This is a genomic window from Streptomyces aurantiaciflavus (assembly GCF_049808595.1).
Classification (GTDB): Bacteria; Actinomycetota; Actinomycetes; order Streptomycetales; family Streptomycetaceae; genus Streptomyces.
Window position 1 is genome coordinate 264759 of the sequence record NZ_JBNCAQ010000005.1, and the last position, 15673, is coordinate 280431.

Consider the following 15673-nt stretch of genomic DNA (forward strand, 5'->3'; position numbering starts at 1 on the left):
AAGAGCCGGTCAAGTCAGGTGCAAGATCGCACCTTGGCTCTGTCCACAGCTTGCGCACAGAAGGCAAGATCGGCGCGCTTCGTGTCTCTTACCGACTGCTGGAGTCCACGCCGTGCTGCCCCACCGGCCGAAGAACCACTGCCCGCGCCGTATGCCCCGACTGCGCCGCGCGGGCCGTCCACGCCCTCCGAGGCGCACCGCACTCCGCTCCCGCCGAGCCCTGCGCGGCATCGCCGCCCTCGTCCTCACCGCCCTCGCCCTGATGCTGACGACGGATCAGGCCGTGGCGGAAGGGCTGGAGCTCGGCAGCATCGACCTGCCGACCATGAGCCTCGCCTCGCTGGCGTCCTGGTTCACGGACCCGCAGTGGGGCAAGCTGCCGCACCAGCAGTCCGGTACCGCGGCCGGTCACCGCCACCAGGTGCCGGCCGCCGCGACCGCCGCCCACCGCGGCGCCGGCCACGCGCCCGGCAAGGGCCACGGAGAGCTGCCCGCCTACCAGCCGCACAAGCCGGACATCCAGCAGGGCCGCAGCGCCGGCGCCACCGGGTTCGACGCCAAGACCAGCAAGCGCAGCGCCACCCACTCCACGCGCACCGAGACCGTCTACGACAACGCCGACGGCTCCACCACCCGCCGCATCTCGCCCACTCCCGTCAACTACCAGGTGGGCAAGGGAAGATGGGCGCCGATCGACGTGGACGTGCGGGCCGGGCCGGACGGCCGCTGGCACGAGACGGCCAACTCCCTCACCGTCGACTTCGCCGCGAAGGCCACCGACCCCGCGCTCGCCTCCCTCGCGACCGACGCGTCGCACAGCGTCGCCTACGCCCTGCAGGGCGCCGCCCCCGTCAAGGGCACCGCCGACGGCTCGACCGTCACGTACGACCAGGTCCTCCCCGGCACCGACCTGAAGCTCCAGCCCACCGCCACCGGCGTCAAGGAATCCGTCGTCCTCGACTCCGCCGACGCGACGAACACCTGGACCTTCCCGCTCACCCTGGAGGGCCTCACCCCCGTCCAGGACACCGGCACCGGCTGGATCGACCTCACCGACGCCTCCGGCAAGACCGTCGAGCGCATCCCGCCCGCGTACGCCTACGACTCCAAGGTGGACCCGCGCTCCGGCGACCCGGCCACCACCCACGCCGTCACCACCGAGCTCGTCCGGGACAGCCACGGCGGCCACGCCCTGAAGATCACCCTGGACAGCGCCTGGCTCCACGCGAAGAGCCGCGTCTTCCCCGTCACCGTCGACCCCACGGTCTCCGACGGATGGACCACCACCTACGCCGAGTCCGGGTCCGGCAACAACATCGACCACTCCTACGAGCAGACCGTCAAGGTCGGCTCCTACGACTCCGGCACCCACTCCGCGAACAGCTTCGTCAACCACTGGGACACCGCCTGGGACGGCAGCAACGCCACCGTCACCGCCGCCACCCTGCACCTGTTCGACACCTGGGCCTCCACCTGCACGGCGGAACGTTTCGACGTCGCGCTCGTCACCAGCGCCTGGACCCCGGAGGGCGTCACCGGCTACCCCGGCCCGTCCAAGGGCTCCTCCATCGGCAACGCCACTCCGAGCGTGCCCGACGCGTGCGCCAACACCGCGGCCGACCGCACCGTCGGCGACTGGGTGAGCGTGTCCCTGTCCACCTCCGCCATCCAGGGCTGGTTCAGCGGCGCCACCGCCGACCACGGCCTCGCGGTCTACGCGTCCACCACCGACAACCTGCACTGGAAGCAGTTCGGCTCCTTCAACGACCCCGGCAAGGGCCCCTGGATCGAGGTCACCTACACCGGCAACACCGCCCCGCAGCTCTACGAGCAGTTCCCGGCGGACAACGCGGTCGTGGGCACCACCACCCCCGAGTTCACGGCCTGGGCGGGCGGCGCCAACTCCACCAGCGGCAGCAGCAACCAGTACCTGTTCCGGGTCTACGACGCCTCCGGCACCAAGGTCGCCGACTCGGGCCTGGTGGCCACCGGCGACTGGACCGTCCCCGCGGGCAAGCTCGCCTGGGGCAAGTCGTACTCGTGGACCGTCCAGGCGTACGACTCGGCGACCAACCTGTACTCGCCGGCCGACCCGTACGAGATATCCGTCCAGGTCCCGCAGACGGTCCTCACCTCCGGCCTGTCGCAGAACAGCAGCGACCACGGCTTCGACGCCTCCATCGGCAACTACACCACCTCCGACACGGACGCCTCGATCTCCACCGTCGGCCCGTCCCTGGACGTCGACCGCGACTACAACTCCCGCGACCCGCGCTGGACGGGCGCGTTCGGCTCCGGCTGGTCGAGCATCTTCGACGCGCGGGCGACCGAGCAGTACACGGCGTCCGGCGCCGTCGCGAGCGTGCAGGTCACCTACCCCGACGGCTCCCAGGTCGGCTACGGCAAGAACGGCGACGGCACCTTCACCCCCGGAGGCGGCCGCTTCGCCACCTTCAAGTCGGTCACCGGCGGCTACACCCTCACCGACAAGGACGACACCCTCTACACCTTCACCCAGTCCCTGGGTTCCGGCGCCTACGGCCTGACCTCCGTCACCGACGCCAACGGCCGCGCCGTCAACCTGACCTGGACCAGCGGCCACATCACCAGGATGACCTCCGCGGTCTCCGGCCGCTCCCTGAACCTGACCTGGTCCACCCCGTCCGGCGCGCTCGCCGCGCACGTGGCGACCGTCGTCACCGACCCCGTCACCCCCGGCGACACGACGACCACGCAGACCTGGACGTACGGCTACACCGGCGACCAGCTCACCAAGGTCTGCTCGCCGCTGTCGACGACCAAGTGCACGACGTACGGCTACACCACCGGCTCCGGCTACCAGAACGCGGCCCTCGACCTCGACCCGCACACCTTCTGGCCGCTGTCGGAGACCTCCGGCACCACCGCCAAGGACGCCGTCCTCGCCAACGAGGGCACCACGAACGCGACCTACGAGAACGTCACCCTCGGCCAGACCGGCCCGCTGACCGGCTCCTCCGCGAAGGCCGCCGGCTTCAACGGCACGTCCTCCGACATCTCCCTGCCGAAGAACCTCGGCAACGACACCGACTCCGGCGCGATCTCGCTGTGGTTCAAGACGTCGGCAGGGCCCGGCGTCCTCTACTCCTACGCCTCCCAGCCCATCGGCTCCGGGCAGGCGGCCGGCTTCTACACGCCGTCGATCTACGTCGGCACCGACGGCAAGCTGAACGCCGAGTTCTGGTACAGCGGCGGCGTCAACCCGATCGTCTCCTCGGCGTCCGTCGCCGACGGCAGGTGGCACCACGTCGTGCTGTCCGCCGCCGGCAACTCGCAGAGCCTCTACCTCGACAACGCCAAGGTCGGCTCCCGCACCGGCACGATCTCCATCAAGAGCGCGACCGCCTTCGGCAAGAACCAGGTCTTCAACTACCTCGGCACCGGCTTCCTCGGCGGCGACTGGCCCGACGAGCCGCACGCCTCCACCTCCGACGACACCGGCTACGCCACCTATTTCAACGGCTCCATCGCCGACGTCGCCTGGTACGGCCGCCCGCTGGTCGCCGCCGACGTCAGCGCCCTCTACACGTACGGCACGCACAGCGAGTCCCTGCTGACCTCGGTCAAGCGGCCGTCCGGCAAGACATACGCGGCGATGACGTACGACACCAACACCACCGCGCTGTCGCAGATGACCGACGAGAACGGCGGCACCTGGGTGATGGGCGCGCCGACCGTCACCGGCTCCAGCGACACCTACCGGGGCGCCGTCCTCGGCGGGGCGCCCTCGCAGTACTTCCGGCTCGGTGAGGCGGCGGGCGCGGCCACGGCCGTGGACCAGGTGCGCGGCGGCGACGGCACGTACACCTCCGTCACCCTCGGCACCGCCGGCCCGTTCAGCGACCAGAAGGCGGCCGCCTTCGACGGCTCCACCTCGTATGTGACCCTGCCCAGCGGCTCGGTGCCCGGCTCGGGCGCGGAGTCGACGAGCATGTGGTTCAAGACGACCACCGCGAACGGCGTCCTGCTCGGCGCGTCCAAGGACCCGCTGAGCGCCGGCACCACCGCCACCAGCTACACACCCGTCCTCTACGTGGGCAGCAGCGGCAAACTGCACGGCGAGTTCTACTTCTCCGGTGGCTCCACCAAGCCCCTCGTCTCCACCGCCACGGTCACCGACGGCAAGTGGCACCACGTCGTCCTCTCCACCAGCGCCACCAGCCAGTCCCTCTACCTCGACGGCACGCTCATCGGCACCCAGACCGGCACCGCCGCGATGTCCGGGCAGACGTACACCTACGTCGGCGCCGGCTTCGACGGCGGCAACTGGCCGGACGAGGCGCACACCAGCTCCACCTCCAACACCGGGTACGCGACCTACTTCAAGGGCTCGATCGCCGAGGTCGCCCTCTTCCGCTCGCAACTGTCCGACGCGGACGTGGCCCAGCAGTACGAGGCCGCGAAGAACTCCACCGGCCTGCTCCCCGTCGAGACGGTCACGGTCACCTCTCCGACCACCTCGACCCTGAAGTACACCTACGACGTCACCAACGGAAACCGGGCCCTGACCGAGACCGACGGCCTCGGCAACAAGACCAGCTTCGGCTACGACTCGGCCGGTTTCGAGCACACGGTGACGGATCCGAACGGCGCGGTGACCATCACCGGTCACGACGTGCGCGGCAACGTGGTCTCGTCCACGTCCTGCCAGGACCAGGCCGCCAACAAGTGCAACACCGAGTACTACACGTACTACCCCGACGACACCACGGCTCAGCTGACGACCGCCGACCCGCGCAACGACCAGCTGCTGACGGAGCGTGACGGCAGGTCGGCGTCGGCGACCGACAGCACCTACCTGACGTCGTACACGTACGACTCCGCGGGCAACCAGACCGCCATCACCGGCCCCGCCGTCCCCGGCTTCCCGGGCGGCCGTACCACCACGACCGTCTACAGCGACGGGACCAGCGCCTACCCGTCCGCGGACGGTGGGGTCGTGCCCAAGGGCCTGCCCGTGAAGACGGTCTCGCCGGGCGGCGCCGTCAACCAGGTGTCGTACTTCTCCAACGGTGACGTGGCGTCCACCACCGACGCCATCGGCCTCGTCACGTCGTACACCTACGACGGTCTCGGCCAGGTCGTCACCGAGAAGGTCGTCTCCGACACCTACCCGAACGGCCTGACCACCAGCTACAAGTACGACGCCGCGGGCCAGGTCCTGGAGGAGCACGACCCGCAGCTCACCGACCGCGTTACCGGCGCCACCCACGCCGCCGTCACCACCTCCGTCTACGACGACGACGGCGACGTCACCTCCCAGACCGTGGCCGACGCGAGCGGCGGCGACCACTCCCGCACCCAGACCTGGACCTACGACGCCTACGACCGCGTCCTGACCGAGTCCGACGCCAACGCGGCCGAGGGCGCGTCCAACGGCAACACCACGACGTACACGTACGACACCTCCGGCAACAAGACCAAGGAGGTGACGAGCGCCGGCAACGAGACCCGCTACACCTACGACGACAACGGCAACCTGCTCACCCAGGCCCTGATGTACATGGGTGACCCGGTGAACCCGCAGACGGCGACCCTGCTCACCGAGTCCTCCCGGGCCTACGACCCGGCCGGGCGGCTCGCGTCCGTCACCGACGCCATGGGCGACACCACGGCGTACACCTACACCGACGACGGACTGACCGCGACGGTGAAGCGGACCAGCGCCGACGGCACCAGCACCTACACGCTGGAGTCGGACGTCTACGACGCGGCCGGCAACCTCACCCAGCAGACCACCGACAACGGCGAGACGGTCACCAAGTACACGGTCGACGCGGCCTCCCGGACCACCTCCACCGAGCTGGACCCGACCGGCGTGGACCGGGTGACCACGGTGTCGTACACCCCGGACGACCAGGTCGCCTCCGAGAACGACCACGACTCCTCCGGCTACGACCGCACCACCACCAACGCCTACGACGACATGGGCAACCTGCTCAGCGAGACGCTGTACGGGGACGCCTCGGGCCACCCGGCGGGCTGGTGGAAGCTGAACCAGACCGCCGGCCGCTCGGTCACCGACGCCTCCGGCACCGGCAACACGGCGACGGCGGGCCCCGGGGTCACCTGGGCGGACGACGCGGCCAAGTTCGCGGGTTCGGCGACCGGCACCGGTGACATCGTCGCCACCAACGGCCCGGTCCTGGACACCAGCGCCTCCTACACGGTCTCCGCGTGGGTGAACCTGGCCGACACCTCCGCCATCCGCACGTTCGTCGCCCAGGGAGGCACCAACCGGGCCTCCTTCTACCTGCAGTACAACAAGACCTCCAACTCCTTCCGCTTCCACGCGGCCAGCTCCGACGTGGCCTCCCCGTCCGCCTTCTACGACGCCCAGGCCAGCGCGCCCGCCCCGCTCAACACCTGGACCCACCTGGTCGGTGTGTTCGACGCGAGCAACGGCTCGATGAAGCTGTACGTCAACGGCGCACAGGACGGCTCCGCCACCGACACCTCCCCGTGGACCGGCACCGGGCCGCTGACCATCGGCGGCACTAAGACGGCCGGCGGCACCGTCGCCGACGTCGTCAACGGCGAGGTCGGGGACGTGCAGGTCTACCAGCGGGCGCTGTCGGCGAGTGAGGTCACCTCCCTCTACGGCAAGGGCCGCACCGGCGGCACGGTCGGCTCCTCCGACGCGCAGACCACCAAGTACACCTACGACCGGCGCGGCCTGCCGACGTCCATGACGGACGCCGAGCAGCACACCACGAACTACTCCTACGACGAGGCCGGCAACCTCGCGGTCACCACCGCGCCCGCCGTCCAGGCCGAACCCGACGGCACCACCGCCGCCACCGTCCGCCCGGTCACCACCAGCGGCTTCAACACCTTCGGCGAGGCCGTCGAGGAGGAGGACCCCAACGGCCTGGTGACGACGACCGTCTACGACGCCGAGGGCAACAAGGTCTCCGAGACGCTCCCCTCGTACACCCCGGCGGGCGGCTCCGGCCCCAACGCGGGCACCACCGTGTGGACGTACGACAGCGAGGGCCACCAGACCTCCGTCACCACGCCCGGCGGGAAGACCACGTCCTACCTGTACGACCAGATGGGCGATCTCGCCCAGATCACCGAGCCGGACGGCACCAAGACCCACGCCGTCTACGACAAGAACGGCGAGCAGCTCTCCGCCACCGACGGCACGGGCGCGCAGGCGCAGGCCACGTACGACTACCTCGGCCGCCAGGTCACCGCGACGACGATGGAGCGCTACCCGTCGGCGAAGACCCTGACCACCACCACCTCCTACGCGGTGACCACGGGCAACCCCTACGGGGCGCACGCCTCCTCGGTCACCTCGCCGGGCGGGGTGAAGACGTCGTACGGCTACAACCGGGCCGGTGACGTCACCTCGGTCACCGACGGCGCGGGCAACACCACCAGCTACACCTACGACTTCCAGGGCAACCAGCAGAAGACGATCCTCGCCGACGGCACCTGGACCCAGACCGACTACAACGCCGACGGCGACCCGGTCGCCACCCGCGGGTACGACAAGAACAACGTCCAGCTGTGGTCGACCTCGCAGCAGTACGACGGTGTCGGCAACCTGGTCGCCTCGACCGACGCCCGCCAGCACACCAGCCACTTCACCTACGACGCGGCCGGCACCATCACCCAGGAGATCCAGCCGGTCGACGCCTCCACGTCGATCACCACGACCTTCGGCTACGACGCGGCCGGCAACCGCACCCGCTTCACCGACGGCCGCGGCAACTCCTGGCGCTACACCTACACCCCGTGGGGCCAGCAGCAGACGATCGTCGAGCCGACCACGGCCCAGTACAGCTCCGCCGCCGACTCGACGACGACGTTCGCCTACGACGCCGACGGACAGCTGACGAACGTCACGCTCCCCGGCGGGACGACGACGTCGATGACGTACGACGACCTCGGCCAGCTGAAGTCCATGTCCGGCGCGGGCGCGGACGCGGCGACAGCGAGGCGCAGCTTCACCTACGACGCCGACGGGCGCGTGCTGTCGGCCGACACCGACGAGGCGGGCGTCTCCGGCGCCGCCGACCACCAGGCCGCCACGCACGACGCGTTCACCTACGACGACCGCGGCGACCTGCTGACGACGTCCGGTTCGGCGGGCACGTCGAGCTTCGCCTACAACGACGACGGCGCGGTGACCTCCCGCGCGGACGCGGCCGGCACGACGACGTACGGCTACGACACCGCCGGCCGTCTCGCCTCCCTGAACGACCCGGCGACGGGCACCCAGCTGACGTACGGCTACGACCAGCTGAACGACCTGAAGACGATCAAGTACGGGTCGACGGGTCAGACACGCACCTTCACCTACAACAGTCAGCACGAGCTGACGAACGACGTCCTCGTCCAGGGCGCCTCGACCGTCGCGAGCTTCGCCTACGGCTACGACGAGAACGGCAACCTGACGTCGAAGACGACGACAGGCGTCTCGGGCGCGTCGGCGAACACGTACACCTACGACTGGGCCAACCGCCTGACGTCCTGGAACAACGGCACGGCCACGACCTCGTACGCCTACGACGCCTCCGGCAACCGCATCCGCAACGGCGCCGACGTCTACACCTACGACGAGCGCGACGAGCTCACGTCGGACGGCACGCACACCTACTCCTACTCGGCGCGCGGCACGATGACGCAGGAGTCGTCGACGGGCGGCGGCACGGTCGCCTACAAGACCGACGCCTTCGGCGGGCAGATCGTCGCGGGTGAGCAGTCCTACACGCTGGACGCGACCGGCCGGAACATCACCGACCGGGACACGACCACGGGCGCGAGCCGCACCTTCGCGTACTCGGGTGCCGACAACACGATCGCGTCCGACGGCGACGACACCTACACCTACGACCCGGCCGGCGGCCTGGTCGGAGTCAAGGACACGGGCGGTTCCGGGGTGCTGGCCCTGACCGACCAGCACAACGACGTGGTGGGCTCCTTCACCTCGGGCTCGACGACACTGGCGGGATCGGCGTCCTACGACCCGCTGGGCAAGGTGGTCTCCCCGACGAACACGGTGCTCGGCCACCTGGGCTTCCAGTCGGGCTGGACGGAACCGGGAACGGGCGACGTCGGCACGGCGTCCCGCTGGTACGACCCGGACACGGGCGTGTTCCTCAACAAGGACAGCCTGTCGCTGAACCCCGTCCCGAACTCGGTGTCGGCGAACCCCTTCGCCTACGTCGACGACAACCCGCTGGCGGGCACCGACGAGTCGGGCAACTGCTCCTGGTACGACGTGGTGTGCGGGGCGAAGAAGGCCGTCCATCACGTGTCCCACGCGGTGAAGCACGCCGTGCACAAGGTCTACCACGCGGTCAAGCACGTGGCCCGCAAGGTCGTTCACGCGGTGAAGCACGCGGCCCACAGGGTCGTGCACCACGTGCGGGACGTCTACCACGCGACGGTGCGGGTGGTGCGCCGCGTCTACCACTACACGGCGCGACATGTGAGACGGGCGTATCACCGGGTGGTCCATGCGGTGCACTCCGCGTACCACAAGGTGTCGCACGCGGTGCACAGAGTGGTGCACGCCGTCAAGAAGGCGGCGAAGAAGGTCACCCACGCGGTGAAGAAGGCGGCCCACGCGGTCGCGCATGCGGCGAGGACGGCCTACCACGCCACCGTGAAGGCGGCGAAGGCGACGGCGACCTTCGTCAAGCACCACGCGGCGGCGATCACCTCCTTCGTGGTCTCCACGGCGGTCTTCGCGGGCTGTGAGGCGCTGACCGCCGGTGTCGGCTCCATCGGCTGCGCGGCGGCCGCGGGCGCGGTCGGCTCCCTGGTCGAACAGGGCTTCGCCTGCGCCGAGAACGGCGGCGACGACTGCAGCGCCGGCGCCTTCGCGGGCGCGGCGGTGACGGGCGCGATCGCCGGCGCGGTGGGCGGCGCCCTCGGCAAGATCGGCGGCAAGCTCCTGGCGAAGGCGGCCCCCAAGGCGATGAAGGTCGTCGGCGGCCTCTTCGGCAAGGGCGCGACGGAGGCCGAGGAGACGGCGGCGACGGACGCGACGGAGGCGGCGGCTTCCCGGGCGGACTCGGAGGGGGCGGGGTCTCGGGCTCAGTCGCATTCGGATGAGGCGGGCGGTGCGGAGGAGCCCGCCAGTTGCCCGATCCCGCACAGCTTCAGCGGTTCGACTCGGGTGCTGATGGCCGATGGCACGACGAAGGCGATCGACCATGTGCAGGTGGGCGACAAGATCGCCAACTCGGTGCCGGGCGCGACGGGCACGCAGGTGCACGAGGTCACCGATGTGATCGTGACGCACACGGACCACGACTTCGTGGACGTGACGGTGAAGGCGGCAGCGGGGAAGACCGCTCGCAAGGCCGCCGAGAAGGCCGGGGCGGAGAAGTCCGCGGTGAAGACAGTCGTCCAGAAGGCGGCGCGCAAGGCGGCGTTCGGTCTGGCGGCGTCGGCGGCGGTGCTGGGCGCGCTGGCGGGTTCCCACGGCCACGGCGACCAGCAGGCCGAGCAGCCGGTGGCGGCGGCGGTCAGTACGGCGGTCGGCGCTCCCGCGCAGGGCGACCACCTCCAGACGACCTTCCACCACCCCTTCTACGACGAGACCCAGTCGGCCTTCGTCGAGGCCAAGGACCTGCACCCCGGCGACGTCCTCCAGACGCCGACGGGCACGGCCCAGGTCACCGGGGTCCGGCTGTACCACGCGAACACCACGACGTACGACCTCACCATCGGCACACTCCACACGTACTATGTCCAGGCAGGTACCGTCCCGGTCCTCGTCCACAATGACGACGAAGCGTGCCCGACTGACATCACGGTCAGCTGGGAACCGGGAATGCCCAAGTCTCAGTTCAAACTCAAGGCGGACGCCCTCAAGCAACTCAGTGACGAAGGGAAGCTCGTCAAGGCCCCCAATCCGCTTCCGCCGCGAGCCGGCATTGAGAAGGGCTACAAGCAGGACTTCTTCAAGAGGGTTTACGCTCAGTTCAACGACAAGAACCCTGAATTTGTCGCGGCAGCCCGTCGGAGAATCTTCGGAGGCATGAACCCGGATCATGTCTGGGAACTGCAGTTGGGGGGTCCCGACGTCGCGGACAATCTCCATATGCTTGACGCCAATACCAACCAAGCCATTGGTAGGCAGATCAGGCAGCAGATCATGCATCTGCCGGACTATTCACCCATATCCGTAACCATTCAGGGGCCCTAGTGATCACGGACGAGTTCAGGCAGACCCTTGCGAGGGTTCGTGAAGCCCTCGACTCCAGCGAAGAGTGGAGCATCTTCAATTCGGTTCCTGCCGGCCTCTCCCGGCGGCCGGAACTGGATGCTCCGGAGGAGTACCTGGACTTCTTGCTGGCTGCCGACGGGGCCATCATGGGGTCGGTGGTGATCCTCGACAGGAAGTACGCCGAGAAGGCGCAGGCGTTGATCGCGCCGGGGATGGTCGAAGTTCCCGAAGATCCAGGTGACTGGTTCGTCGTCGGGAAGATCGACGACAACCCCGTGCTGGCCAATCGCCGAGATGGTTCGATCTGGACCTACCCCGACATGCTCACCTCCTGGTGGGCGAGCCGCCGATTCGAGAGGGTGGCGGACAGCCTTGCCGAGTTCGTGTCGGAGTACGGACTCGGCCCCGGGTATCTACGCATCACAGGTGCCGACGAATCTGATCAATGGTGGCAGTGTCTGCGTCAATTCGGGTACGTGTGACGTGAGGGATCCGGCCCGGGACTGGCGTTTCGACGACACGTTGACGGCGTGGATACGGCGGATGGACCGGGCCCGGCGGCACCAGGCCGTGTTCTTCGCGTTGCGCCGGCTGCAGGCGCCACTGTCGGACCTGGAGATGCCGCAGGAGTGGGGGTCGACCGGGCGGCGGTCGGCTCCCTGCTCCGCCGCGGCGCGGCACGGCTGGACGGCGAACCCGACGACGCCTTCCCGGCGAGGGGACGCGAGCTGATCACCCTGCGCGACGACTACAGCCGGCGAGCTGGTGCCGGCGCTCAGGGCGTTCCCTCGCGACTGAGGACCGGCAGACCGTGGACGAGGAGCTGTCCGAACGGGTCTACCGCCCGTACGGGTACCCCTGAGGGTACGGCGGCTGGGGGTGCGAAGCCGCAGGCATCCCGTACGGCACCGGCGGCGTCCGAGGGTCGAACAGGACGAAGAGCAGCATCCACGTGGCCACCAGCAGCGTCACGATCACCGCGACGCCCAGGAAGGGATCGCCCTCGCCGCTCGACGTGATCAGCGCCCACGGCAGGGTCAGGACCTCGTACAGCGCGAACGAGGCGAAGGCGCCCCAGTCCGAGGAGCGGCCCCGCCGGATCGCCACGTACAGGAAGGGCAGCCACACCAGCACGCCCAGGGAGAACCACACCAGGGCCCCCCAGGCCAGCCGCTGGAACCAGCCGCCCTCCAGCCGCTTCTGCGGTCTCGTCGCCGTCGCCGTCGTCATCTCGCCCCCCAAGTAGCCAGAGGGCAAGGGTAGGGCACGGCACTCGGACCGCTGCCGACCTCCCTTTCTTTACCGCGGCATGAGGGAATCTTGTGGCTACGAGAGGCCTGTGTTTTCCGATCGCAGACCGGCGCAGGCTACGGTGCGTTCCGACCCAGGGGGACCCGAACAACCGAACACATCGACGATGGGGTGGGGATGGCCGAGCACCGGCAGTCCAGGAAGCGCAGATACATCACGTGGGGCGTGGCCGCCGCGGCCGTCGTCGCCGGTGCCGGGATCGCGGCACAGCAGTCCATGGCGGCCACCACCTGGCCCGCCCAGAAGACCTTCACCGGCCGTGCCTTCGACACCTGCACCGCCCCCTCCCTGGCCGCGATGAAGGCCTGGAAGACCGAAGGCTTCTACGGCGGGGCGGCCGTCTACGTCGGCGGCAAGAACCGCGGCTGCGCCCAGCCCAACCTCACCGCGTCCTGGGTGAAGTCGGTGAACTCGGTCGGCTGGAAGCTCATCCCGATCTACGTCGGCGCCCAGCCGCCCTGCCAGACCGGCTCCAGCCCCGAGAAGATCTCCGCCTCCACCGCCGCCTCACTCGGCGCGACCGACGCCGCCGACGCCGTCGCCAAGTCCTCCGCGCTCGGCATGAAGGCCGGCAGCCCGATCTACCTCGACATGGAGCCGTACGACATCACCAACAAGGCGTGCAACGACGCCGTGCTGACGTACGTGCGCTCCTTCACCAAGACGCTGCGCGCCAAGATCTACCGGGCCGGCTACTACGGCTTCAGCAGCTCCAGCGCCAAGGCCGTCGCCACCGCGACCAACAAGACGGACCTGCCCGGCAACCTCTGGTACGCGCTGTGGGACAAGCAGAACACCACCACCGCCGACTGGCCGTGGGGCGCCACCCAGTACACGAACCACAGCCGCGGCCACCAGTACATGGTCAACAGCAAGGAGACCCGCGGCGGTTACACGATCACCGTGGACCGCGACGCGTGGGACGCGCCGGTCGCGATCGTCGGCTGACCCGGACCGAGTGAGCGAGGGGCGGGAGAGGGGCAGATGAAGGCCGTCGTCACCGCAGCGATGTCCAGCGCCGTGCTGCGCACACCCGTGGCCCGGCTGGGCTTCGCGCTGGTGCCCGTGATCAGCCTGGGGCTGCTGTGCCCCGTCCCGTCCCTCGTCCTCGCCCTGCGCCGGCGCTCCCGCGCCGACTGGTGGGCGTTCGCCGGGTTCTCGGCGGTGCTGGCGGCCTGGCTCACCGAGCTCGCACTCACCCCGGTCGACACCCACGGGCCGCCGTTCGCCCTCGACCTGCTGCTGATCCTGCTGTCGATGGCGGGCGCGGCCACGCACGCGTGGCTGTCCTGGCCGCGCAGGCCGGCCGGGGAGTAGGAGACAGGTGCGGTGAGCAAGCAGGTCAGACAGGTGTCCCAGGCGCGCCCGGCGCGCCCGGCGCGTACGTTGCGCGAAGGGCGTGCGTCCGCCGTCGGGCGCGCCACCCTCGCGTGGCTGCGCGCCCTGCGCGGGCGCACGATCGCGCTCACGGCCGGCGCGTTCGCCGTCGCGGCCGCCCTGGCCGTGACCGCCGTCCTCCTCTTCTCGCACGACGACCGCCCGCCCATCCCCGACACCCGCGCCCGCGCCTACACGGACGTCGACGCCTGCCTCCTCACCGGCGAGCGGGGCATCACCGCCGGCACCCCCGCGGCCACCGTCTGGCAGGGCATGCAGGACGCGTCCCTGAAGACGCACACGCGCGTGAGCTACACGCAGGTCACCGGCGAGCAGAGCGCCGGCAACGCGCGCCCCTTCCTCAACGGCCTCCTTCAGCGCTCCTGCGACGTCGTCCTCGCGGTGGGGGCACCCGAGGTCACGGCGGCGGAGCAGACGGCACCGCGGTACAAGAAGGTCGCCTTCGTCCTCGTGGGCGGTACGCACGCCGCAGCGAACGTGACCACCGTCGGCGCGGGCGAGGGCCTGCGCGCGGAGGTGGCCGACGCGGTCGAACGCACGACGGACGCGAGCCACTGACGCCACGCGCGCGCGTGGACGAGCCGGGGAACGGGCCGGAGAACGGGCCGGAAGAAGCCGCGGGGGGCGCGCGGAGAGCAGCCGGGGAACGGGCCATAAGGAGCCACGGGGGCGCGCGGAGAGCAGCTGGGGAACGGGCCGGAACGGGCCGCGGGAGGCGCGCGCGGACAAGGAGCCCGGGGACGCGCTGGGGAGCAGCCGAGGGTGGGCCGGCAGACGAGGAGCGGGACGGTCCAGGGACGCCTGTGGGCGCCTGATGGACACCTGTGGGCACCGGGGGACGGCGGTGGACGGGCGCGGCGGTGCCGCAAGTCCCGGTGAATCGTTGGTCGAATGGGTTGGCCACAGCCGTACCACTGCCTACCATCGATCACCGCAAGACTTTGTGCACCGTCGCACAATCTCCTCGGGAGGCTTCCTTGCACAGCCGCCGTCGTCGCACCGCGCTCCTGCTGTCCGCCACGATCGTCGCGGCCGGCCCCCTCCTCACCGCCTGCGGGAACGAGGCGCATCCCGGCGCGGCGGCCGTCGTCGGCGGCCAGCGGATCACCGTCTCCCAGCTGGAGAACCGGGTGAAGGAGGTCCGCGCGGCCCAGCGCGCCGCGGTCACCGACGACACCCAGTACGCGCAGGCCGTCTCCCAGACCGGCACCCTCACCCGCGACACCCTGCACGGCATGGTCCTCGACCGCGTCCTGCACCGCGCCGCCGAGGACGCGGGCGTCACCGTCACCCGCAGGGAGGTCCAGGAGATGCGGGCCGGCCTGGAACAGCAGGCGGGCGGCGCGAAGGGCCTGGAGATGACCTGGCTCCAGCAGTACGGCATCCCGTCGCAGCGCCTCGACGACAACCTCCGCCTCCAGCTCGAGGCCCAGAAACTCGCCGCCCGGCTCGGCACCGACACCAGCCAGGCCGCCTTCTGGAACGCCCTGTCCAAGACGTCCCAGGAACTCGGCGTCGACCTCAACCCGCGCTACGGCGCCTGGGACGTCGACAAGGTCAGCCGCGTCGACGCGAAGACGCCGTGGGTCCGGGAGGTCACGTCGGCAGGGACCCGGCAGACGACCTGACCACGGCAGGCGGCAGACCACCCGACCATGGCCACCGGTGACCGACCTGATCACAGGAACCGGGCATACGAGCTGATCGTATGACCGGTCGGCCCGCCCTGTG

The 15673-nt window shown here is 70.1% G+C and carries 8 protein-coding genes; 7 read left to right on the plus strand and 1 reads right to left on the minus strand.

From position 1 onward, the window contains the following. The first annotated feature begins 112 nt into the window (after positions 1–112). Genes ACPT94_RS07845 through ACPT94_RS07855 form a run of 3 tightly spaced genes read left to right on the plus strand, consistent with a single transcriptional unit; the run spans position 113 to position 11965 of the window. Positions 113–11212 (plus strand): LamG-like jellyroll fold domain-containing protein, encoded by an 11100-nt coding sequence (locus ACPT94_RS07845; RefSeq protein WP_425245488.1) that lies wholly within the window; start codon positions 113–115, stop codon positions 11210–11212. Then, positions 11212–11715 carry a hypothetical protein gene (locus ACPT94_RS07850; RefSeq protein ID WP_360344732.1) on the plus strand — a complete coding sequence of 168 codons (504 nt, stop codon included), beginning with the start codon at positions 11212–11214 and terminating at the stop codon, positions 11713–11715. Before ACPT94_RS07845 ends, ACPT94_RS07850 begins: the two co-directional genes overlap by 1 nt. A 1-nt stretch (position 11716) precedes the next feature. Then, the gene (locus ACPT94_RS07855; RefSeq protein WP_425245489.1) at positions 11717–11965 is read left to right on the plus strand and encodes a hypothetical protein; all 249 of its coding nucleotides are present in this window, start codon (positions 11717–11719) and stop codon (positions 11963–11965) included. 105 nt (positions 11966–12070) lie between these two features. Here the strand turns inward: ACPT94_RS07855 and ACPT94_RS07860 are convergent, their stop codons facing one another. Further along, a complete protein-coding gene (locus tag ACPT94_RS07860; protein WP_360344736.1) occupies positions 12071–12463 on the minus strand; it encodes a hypothetical protein in 393 nt (130 codons plus the stop codon). A 198-nt stretch (positions 12464–12661) separates the two neighbouring features. Between ACPT94_RS07860 and ACPT94_RS07865 the strand changes: the two genes are divergently transcribed. The 4 genes from ACPT94_RS07865 (at position 12662) to ACPT94_RS07880 (ending at position 15570) form a co-directional block, all read left to right on the plus strand. Further along, positions 12662–13492, plus strand: coding sequence for a glycoside hydrolase domain-containing protein (locus tag ACPT94_RS07865; protein WP_360344738.1), 831 nt, complete (start codon positions 12662–12664; stop codon positions 13490–13492). A gap of 36 nt (positions 13493–13528) precedes the next feature. Continuing rightward, the gene (locus ACPT94_RS07870) at positions 13529–13861 is read left to right on the plus strand and encodes a hypothetical protein (protein ID WP_425245490.1); all 333 of its coding nucleotides are present in this window, start codon (positions 13529–13531) and stop codon (positions 13859–13861) included. A 12-nt stretch (positions 13862–13873) separates the two neighbouring features. After that, positions 13874–14500, plus strand: a complete 627-nt coding sequence (locus tag ACPT94_RS07875) for a type 1 periplasmic-binding domain-containing protein (protein WP_425245491.1) — start codon at positions 13874–13876, stop codon at positions 14498–14500. 419 nt (positions 14501–14919) lie between these two features. Further along, positions 14920–15570 carry a SurA N-terminal domain-containing protein gene (locus tag ACPT94_RS07880; protein ID WP_360344744.1) on the plus strand — a complete coding sequence of 217 codons (651 nt, stop codon included), beginning with the start codon at positions 14920–14922 and terminating at the stop codon, positions 15568–15570. Positions 15571–15673: the final 103 nt, after the last annotated feature.

What these genes read in the sequence shown, in the direction of transcription:
- ACPT94_RS07860 (WP_360344736.1), bottom strand. Translation starts at nt 12,463, where the DNA reads ATGACGACGGCGACGGCGACGAGACCGCAGAAGCGGCTGGAGGGCGGC.
- ACPT94_RS07865 (WP_360344738.1), top strand. Translation starts at nt 12,662, where the DNA reads ATGGCCGAGCACCGGCAGTCCAGGAAGCGCAGATACATCACGTGGGGC.
- ACPT94_RS07870 (WP_425245490.1), top strand. Translation starts at nt 13,529, where the DNA reads ATGAAGGCCGTCGTCACCGCAGCGATGTCCAGCGCCGTGCTGCGCACA.